The organism is Zavarzinia sp. (assembly GCF_049306435.1).
GTDB lineage: Bacteria > Pseudomonadota > Alphaproteobacteria > Zavarziniales > Zavarziniaceae > Zavarzinia.
Window position 1 is genome coordinate 25,989 of record NZ_JBAQRT010000212.1, and the last position, 7,090, is coordinate 33,078.

The 7,090-nt window shown below is 65.3% G+C and carries 9 protein-coding genes; all 9 read right to left on the reverse strand.

Features of this window, described 5'->3' with window-relative positions; translation table 11 throughout:
- Positions 1-3: 3 nt before the first annotated feature.
- Complete coding sequence (gene nifD, locus WAZ62_RS12550; protein ID WP_422643885.1) at positions 4-1,476, reverse strand: nitrogenase molybdenum-iron protein alpha chain; 1,473 nt, start codon at positions 1,474-1,476, stop codon at positions 4-6.
- A 63-nt stretch (positions 1,477-1,539) separates the two neighbouring features.
- On the reverse strand, positions 1,540-2,442 hold the full coding sequence (nifH, locus tag WAZ62_RS12555) for a nitrogenase iron protein (protein ID WP_422643886.1): 903 nt from the start codon (positions 2,440-2,442) through the stop codon (positions 1,540-1,542).
- Positions 2,443-2,856: 414 nt separating this feature from the next.
- Entirely contained in the window at positions 2,857-3,711 is an 855-nt protein-coding gene (locus WAZ62_RS12560) for an SIR2 family NAD-dependent protein deacylase (protein ID WP_422643887.1), read from the reverse strand.
- 3 nt (positions 3,712-3,714) lie between these two features.
- Entirely contained in the window at positions 3,715-3,927 is a 213-nt protein-coding gene (nifT, locus tag WAZ62_RS12565) for a putative nitrogen fixation protein NifT (protein ID WP_422643888.1), read from the reverse strand.
- Complete coding sequence (locus WAZ62_RS12570) at positions 3,924-4,217, reverse strand: nitrogen fixation protein NifZ (RefSeq protein ID WP_422643889.1); 294 nt, start codon at positions 4,215-4,217, stop codon at positions 3,924-3,926. The genes nifT and WAZ62_RS12570 overlap by 4 nt, the downstream gene beginning before the upstream one ends.
- A gap of 2 nt (positions 4,218-4,219) precedes the next feature.
- The gene (locus WAZ62_RS12575) at positions 4,220-4,969 is read right to left on the reverse strand and encodes a 4Fe4S-binding leucine-rich repeat protein (RefSeq protein ID WP_422643893.1); all 750 of its coding nucleotides are present in this window, start codon (positions 4,967-4,969) and stop codon (positions 4,220-4,222) included.
- A gap of 22 nt (positions 4,970-4,991) precedes the next feature.
- On the reverse strand, positions 4,992-5,186 hold the full coding sequence (locus WAZ62_RS12580) for a 4Fe-4S dicluster domain-containing protein (protein ID WP_422643890.1): 195 nt from the start codon (positions 5,184-5,186) through the stop codon (positions 4,992-4,994).
- A gap of 25 nt (positions 5,187-5,211) precedes the next feature.
- Positions 5,212-6,636, reverse strand: coding sequence for a nitrogenase cofactor biosynthesis protein NifB (nifB, locus tag WAZ62_RS12585; RefSeq protein WP_422643894.1), 1,425 nt, complete (start codon positions 6,634-6,636; stop codon positions 5,212-5,214).
- Positions 6,637-6,866: 230 nt separating this feature from the next.
- Positions 6,867-7,090 (reverse strand): helix-turn-helix domain-containing protein (locus WAZ62_RS12590; protein ID WP_422643891.1); only part of this gene is annotated, 224 nt, incomplete at its 5' end.

The window sequence follows — 7,090 nt, forward strand, 5'->3', positions numbered from 1 at the left end:
TGTTCAGGCGGCCTTGGTCCAGGGGGCCTTGAACAGGCCCCACACGGGGTTGTTGATGGCGAGATCCATGTCGCGGGCGAAGATGGCGAAGCCGTCATAGCCGTGATAGGGGCCGGAGTAATCCCACGAGTGCATCTGGCGGAACGGGATGCCCATCTTCTGCACCGGGTATTTTTCCTTGATGCCCGAGCCGACGAGATCCGGGCGGATGTTCTCGATGAACTTCTCGAGCTCGTAGCCGGTCACGTCGTCATAGATCAGGGTGCCGTCCTTGACGTAGTGACCAGTACGCTTGTAGTCGTCGCCATGGCCGAATTCATAGCCTGTGCCGGCGATCTGCATGCCGAGGTCCTCGTAGGCGGTGATGACATGCCGGGGGCGCAGGCCGCCGACATAGAGCATGACCGACTTGCCTTCGAGGCGCGGGCGATACTTGGCGATCACGGCATCGACCAGGGGCTGGTACTTGGCGATGACCTTCTCGGCGTTTTCCTTGATCGTCTCGTCGAACTGCGCGGCGATGGTGCGCAGCGAGGCGGCGATCTGCGAGGGACCGAAGAAGTTATATTCGACCCACGGAATGTTATATTTCTCTTCCATGTGCCGGCAGATGTAGTTCATCGAGCGGTAGCAATGGATGAGGTTCAGCCTGGCCTTGGGCGCGCGCTCCATCTCGGCGAGGGTGGCGTCGCCCGACCAGTTGCCGACGACGCGCAGACCCATTTCCTCCAGGAGGATGCGCGAGGCCCAGGCATCGCCGCCGATGTTGTAATCGCCGATGACATTGACGTCATAGGGGCCGGCCTCGAACTCGATCTCCTTCTTGTCGAAGACCCAGTCGCGGATCGCGTCATTGGCGATATGATGGCCGAGGGACTGGGAAACGCCGCGGAAACCTTCGCAGCGCACGGGCACGATGGTCTTGCCGGTTTCCTTGTTCTTCTTGCGCGAGACCGCCTCGATATCGTCACCGATCAGGCCGATCGGGCATTCCGACTGGATCGAGATGCCCTTGGCCAGCGGGAACAGGCCGTCGATCTCGTCGATGATCTTCTCCAGCTTCTTGTCGCCGCCGAAGACGATGTCCTTCTCCTGGAAATCGGAGGTGAACTGCATGGTGACGAAAGTGTCGACGCCGGTCTTGCCGATATAGTAGTTGCGGCGCTGGGACCAGGAATACTGGCCGCAGCCGACAGGCCCGTGGCTGATATGGACCATGTCCTTCACCGGGCCCCAGACCACGCCCTTGGAACCCGCATAGGCGCAGCCGCGGATGGTCATCACGCCGGGGACCGACTTGATGTTCGATTTGACGTCGCATTCCGTCAGCGGCTCGGCGGCCTCTTCACCCTCGGTGGTCTTGGCGACCGAGAGGTGCTTGGCGCGGCGCTTGCGGGATTTGTCGGGGTAGGCTTCCAGCACCTCCTCGATGAGGCGGGCATGGAATTCCGAATCGTTTTCATAATCGAGGCTCATGATGCCCTCCTTGGTGCCGGATCGTGCCCCCGGCCACCTGCTGGCGGCCGGGGATGTCACTGGTTACTGGGCGGCCGCGGCGGCCTGCTTGGCCGCTTCCCGGGCCGCGAGTTCGGCCAGCGCCTGCTCCTCGGTCTTCATGATGCCGAAGTCGAGAAGCATGTCCTCCAGCTCTTCCATGGTGATCGGGGTGGGCACAGTGCCCAGGCCCGAGTTGACATGGATCTTCTGGGCGAGCTGGCGGTATTCGGCGGCCTGCTGGCTGTCCGGGGCATACTGGATCACCGTCTGGCGACGCAGCTCCGCGTGCTGCACGATGTTGTCGCGCGGCACGAAGTGGATCAGCTTGGAGTTCAGGCGCTTGGCCAGGGCTTCGGCGAGGTCCAGCTCGCGGTCGGTCTGGCGCTCGTTGCAGATCAGCCCGCCGAGGCGCACGCCGCCGGAATGGGCGTATTTCAGGATGCCCTTGGCGATATTGTTGGCGGCATAAAGCGCCATCATCTCGCCCGACATGACGATGTAGATTTCCTGCGCCTTGTTCTCGCGGATCGGCATGGCGAAGCCGCCGCAGACCACGTCGCCGAGCACGTCGTAGGAGACGTAATCAACATCGTCATAGGCGCCGTTTTCCTCGAGGAAGTTGATCGAGGTGATGACGCCGCGGCCGGCGCAGCCGACGCCCGGCTCCGGGCCGCCGGATTCGACGCATTTGATGCCCTTGTAGCCCATCTTGAGGACGTCCTCGAGTTCGAGGTCCTCGACGGAGCCAGCCTCAGCGGCGAGCGACAGGACGGTATCCTGCGCCTTGGCGTTCAGGATGAGGCGGGTCGAGTCCGCCTTGGGGTCGCAGCCGACGATGAGGATCTTCTGACCCATCTCGACCAGCGCGGCGAGGGTGTTCTGGGAAGTGGTGGACTTGCCGATGCCCCCCTTCCCGTAGAACGCGATCTGACGAAGTGCGCTCATGTTCGTATCCTGTCTCGTTCGGGAATGATCATGCGGGCATCTCGCCTCGCATCACTTGCTTCGCAAAGGCCGTGCCAATTGCGGCGTGGGCAGGAAGTTACAGTAATAACAATGGGTTGTGTTCTTGCGGCGGCTCTTTGTCGGGCCCGACACCGCTGTTGCAACCCCGACAAAATCCGACAGGCCTGTCGGTCGGTCGGGAATAGGTGCCGTAATGCATGTGGTTTCGGGAATGGGCGCGCCGCCCCTCACCCCATCCCTCTCCCCGCAGGCGGGGCGAGGGGGCGGACCGAGACGAGATGGGCCCCCTCGCCCCCTTGGGGGAGAGGGATGGGGTGAGGGGGTGTCGGGGCGCCGGAAACGCGAAATCCCGGCATCGCGGCCGGGATTTCCGTCTCGTGACTGGAGATGAACTCAGGCGACGAGTTGGGTCACGAATTCGGCCAGGCCGCCCGCGATCGGGATGATGCCCTGACCGCGCAGGAAGCGGATTTCGTTCTTCGTCAGGTCGGCATCGCCCATGACGGCGAAATGGGGGCCACGACTGCGCTTCATGATCTGGCGGGCATAGGTGCGCAGCAGCTGGTCGTGGAAGCGGCAACCGAGAAACAGGAAGCCGCGACCCTGACGGCGCAGGCGCACGGCGTCGGGGATCGGGTTCTGGATGTCGATTTCGGTCAGGACTTCGACATAATCGCTGTCGGCCAGCAGGAAATTGCCAACGGGCGTGACCGAGCCGTGCGGCTTGTAGAGAAGGGTGGCCCAGCCCCCGGCGTTGACCGTCGGTGTCTCGGCGCCCTTGCGGTCATAGGCGCGGAACCAGCGGTCCTCGCCGATGGCCGCCCGTGTGATGCCCTGGATCTCGCCCCAGTCGAGGACGCCGTCCATGGCGCCACGCATGGCGCCGTCATACCAGGCATCGACGATCAGCGGCAGATGCAGGCCGGCGAGGAAGTGGTGCAGCGGCCCGGGTTCGACCGGCGCGGCGAAGATCTCGCGCAGCAGACTGTCGAGGGTGGAGCGATGGCGGCTGCTCTCGATATATTGCGCGGCGGCCCAGGGGTTGCCCCGGGCGCGTTTCGGCAGGGCGACGCGCTTGCCGAGGGCGGCGGCCAGGGCCTCGTAATCGGTCGGAATGGCGGGGGCCGACAGGGCGGCGACGCCGGCGCCGAGAAAGGGCACCAGCCGCTCCTCGGCAAGGCATTTGCGGATGGCGGGCAGCACGGTGGCGGGATCGGCCAGGTGCAGGGCGGGGGCGGCGGCGTTCATGGCTCAATCCTCCCCGCCGCGCTTCCGGGCGTTGACGGTGATCGGCAGGCGGGTGTCCGCCGCCATCTCGGGCAGGTCCAGTACCCAGCCGTTGCCAAGGCGCACCCAGCCGCCCCACAGGGATTCATGCTCGGTCTCGGTCACGCTTTCCTCGAGGTCCTTCTTGGGGACATAGATGGACAGGCCCGTGGCGGCCCTGCGGATCATCACTTTCATCGGCCGTGGCCTTCCTTTGGCAGATCGTCGAGGGAAATCAGCTCGCGCCGGCGCATACCGACGACGATGCCCCGGTCGATGAATTCGACCGCGTAGATGTAGTAACGCTGCAGGAACATGCCGACATCGCGGATGTAACCTTCATCGCCCTTGCGGACCAATATGTCGCCGACGTCGCGACCGGCGAAGGTGCCGTCGTTCTTCACGTAACGGGTTGCCCGCACCTTGGTGCCCGGCCGGAAGGCCGGCGGCCCCCGGGTTTCGATTTCTTCTTCGCGGCCAAGGCCCATGATCATTCCTCCCGGGCGGCGAGGCGCCGCGTGACGGTTTCGCGGATCAGCGGATCGGCATCGCCGAGAAAGCCGATCAATCCCTCGACCGGGATGCGCTCGGCGGCGGTAAAGCGGACGCGAAGGTCGGCGTCATCGGCGAAAAGGGCGAGGCGCCTCGGCTCCAGCCGCTCGGCGACTTCCTGGCGGACCAGCGGGTCGGTATCGAAGGCCATGTCGATCAGGCGGTTGCCGGGCAGGCGGCGGGCGACCCAGCGGCGCACTTCCGGCTCCTCGTCCGCCATGGCGGCGGGCAGCAATTCCGGGGGCAGGCGGCGCACTGTGACGAGGCGGACGTAGTAATCCTCGTCCGCCAGCATGTCGAGCAGGGCCTTGCCCGAGAGGCGGCTGGCGACGGCGATGCGCACGCGCCTGTCGGGATCATGGGCAAGGGCGGCGACGCGGCTGGCCGGCAGGCGCAGCGCGGCCATCGCCCGCACCTCCGGTTCCGGGTCGGCCAGCAGCGCCGGCAGATGGAACAGGTCGACATATTTGGCCGCGATCGCCCGCACCTCGAAATAGGGATGGTCGAGATACTGGCCGGACAATTCCGGGTGATCGATGAAGAAACGCTCCACCCGGCGGGCGCGGCGGTCGCGGACGCAGGTCTTGCCCTTGCGGCAGCGGCCGTCGCGGTGCATCGCCTCATGCGGGCACGACCGGCAGGAGACCGGCCGGCCCAGCCAGTCGAGGGCTTCGCCCGTCAGCTCCATCGCCGGCACCGGGGGACCTTCCTCAGGCCGGAACGCAGGTTTTCGGCACCGGGCAGACGGCCGCGCATTGCGGGGCGTCGAACTGCCCTTCGCATTCGGTGCATTTCTTGGGGTCGATCACGAAGATGTCGCCCTTCATGCGGATCGCCGCGTTGGGGCATTCGAATTCGCAGGCCGAGCAACCGGTGCATTGGGAGGTGATGATCTTGTAGGCCATGATGGCGATCCTTTCGTGTCGGGGGTCAGGCGGTGAGAAGCTGTTCGGCCGGGCTGTGACGCGCCGCATACCAGGCGGCGATGCCGGCCTCGATCCAGTCGAAGGCGTGTTCGTCGGTCGCCTCGATGCCGGCGGCGGTCAGGCTGTCTTTCGGGCAATCGCCGATCTTGGCGCAGAGCACGACATCGATGCCGGCGAGGGCGGCGATGACGCCGTCCAGCGTCGCATCCTCGCCCCAGCCGCCTTCGCAATATTGCTCGACCTTGCGATGGCCGATGAAGGCGACGCCCTTGGCCGAGGCTTCGTAGACCTGGAATTCGGTGGCATGGCCGAAGTGCTGGTTGATGCGGCCGCCGCCCCTTGTCGCGACCGCGACCAGGACGGAGGCGCCGGCCTTCAGGCCCGAGACCTCGGCGCTGGCGGCTTTCCGCACCGCGACATGCTCGCCGCGCTCGACCGCGACGATCTCGCGGTAGGTCTCGCGCTGGCTGGGATCGTAGGCGACCTCTTCCGGCAGGAGGTCGAGGTTGAATTCCTGGCCCCGGTCCTCGCCGAGGAGGCCGACGGCATCGGCCCGGCACTGGCGGCAATGGCGCATCAGCTTGGTGCCGTCCTCCAGCTTGTCCTGCAATGCCTTCAGTTCCATCGCCGTCGGCCCGCGCTGGCCGGTCAGGCCGAAATGCGTGCCATGGGCGGGATCGGAAATAAGGGGCATGATATTGTGCAGGAAGGCGCCCTTGCCCTTCACCACCTTGTTCACCTCGATCAGATGCTGGTCGTTGATGCCCGGGATCATGACCGAGTTCACCTTGACCAGGATGTCCCGAGCCTTCAGGAGGTCGAGGCTCTCCATCTGCCGCTCGTGCAGGATCTTGGCGGCGTCCAGCCCGGTCCAGCGTTTGCCGCGGTGGAAGATCCAGGGATAGATCCTGGTGCCGACCTCGGGGTCGACCATGTTGATGGTCAGGGTCACATGGTCGATGTTCATGCCGGCGATTTCGTCGACATGATCGGGCAGGGCGAGGCCGTTGGACGACAGGCACAGTTTCACGTCCGGGATCACCCGCGACACCAGCTCGAAAGTGGCCTTCGTCTTCCGCCAGTCGTAGGCCGAGTCACCGGGACCCGCGATGCCGAGGACCGAGAACTGCGGCACTTCGTTGGCGACCGCGATCACCTTGCGCAGGGCCTGTTCGGGGGTCAGTTTTTCGGAAACGACGCCGGGCCGGCTTTCGTTGGCGCAATCATATTTGCGATTGCAGTAGTTGCACTGGATGTTGCAGGCGGGTGCGACCGCGACATGCATCCGGGCGAAATAGTGATGAGCCTCTTCCGAGTAACAGGGATGGTCCTTGATGCGGTCCCAGACCTCGGGCGGCAGGTCGCCGGCACCCTCCGACGAGCCGCAGGACGAGGATGAGCATCCACCCCCCTCGAGGGCTTCACGCATGGATTCGGCCGATGTCGGCGCCCCCAGGCTGCCGAGCGGTATCAACTGTGCCACGCTCTTCCTCCGTCGCAAGAGATCCCCACCCGTTCCCTTCGCAAGCGGCGTGCCAAGGGGACAAGTTATTGATTTGTTTGGGTGATCACTTGCGGCGGGGCAAAGCCGCCGTCAGGAGGGCGACGTTTTGTCGGCCCGCCGTGTCGCACCCCCGACAAAACGTCGGGGGTGTCGCATCAGAATTTCTTGATCGGAATGTCGTGCTTGCGCAGGGCATAGCCCATCTGGCGGGGGGTGAGGCCCATCAGGCGGGCGGCCTTGGCCTGCACCCAGCCAGCGGTTTCCATGGCCTCGACCAGACGCTCCTTCTCCGACTTGCCATCGGCGGCGCTGGCCGGGCAGTTGCCGGGGGCGGGGCAACCGGCGGGCCAGTCGGCATCGGCGGCGGGCGGGGCGGCGG

Excerpts from the sequence above, each read along its gene's own strand:
- nifD (WP_422643885.1), bottom strand. The coding sequence starts at position 1,476 with ATGAGCCTCGATTATGAAAACGATTCGGAATTCCATGCCCGCCTCATC.
- nifH (WP_422643886.1), bottom strand. The coding sequence starts at position 2,442 with ATGAGCGCACTTCGTCAGATCGCGTTCTACGGGAAGGGGGGCATCGGC.
- WAZ62_RS12560 (WP_422643887.1), bottom strand. The coding sequence starts at position 3,711 with ATGAACGCCGCCGCCCCCGCCCTGCACCTGGCCGATCCCGCCACCGTG.
- nifT (WP_422643888.1), bottom strand. The coding sequence starts at position 3,927 with ATGAAAGTGATGATCCGCAGGGCCGCCACGGGCCTGTCCATCTATGTC.
- WAZ62_RS12570 (WP_422643889.1), bottom strand. The coding sequence starts at position 4,217 with ATGGGCCTTGGCCGCGAAGAAGAAATCGAAACCCGGGGGCCGCCGGCC.
- WAZ62_RS12575 (WP_422643893.1), bottom strand. The coding sequence starts at position 4,969 with ATGGAGCTGACGGGCGAAGCCCTCGACTGGCTGGGCCGGCCGGTCTCC.
- WAZ62_RS12580 (WP_422643890.1), bottom strand. The coding sequence starts at position 5,186 with ATGGCCTACAAGATCATCACCTCCCAATGCACCGGTTGCTCGGCCTGC.
- nifB (WP_422643894.1), bottom strand. The coding sequence starts at position 6,636 with ATGCGTGAAGCCCTCGAGGGGGGTGGATGCTCATCCTCGTCCTGCGGC.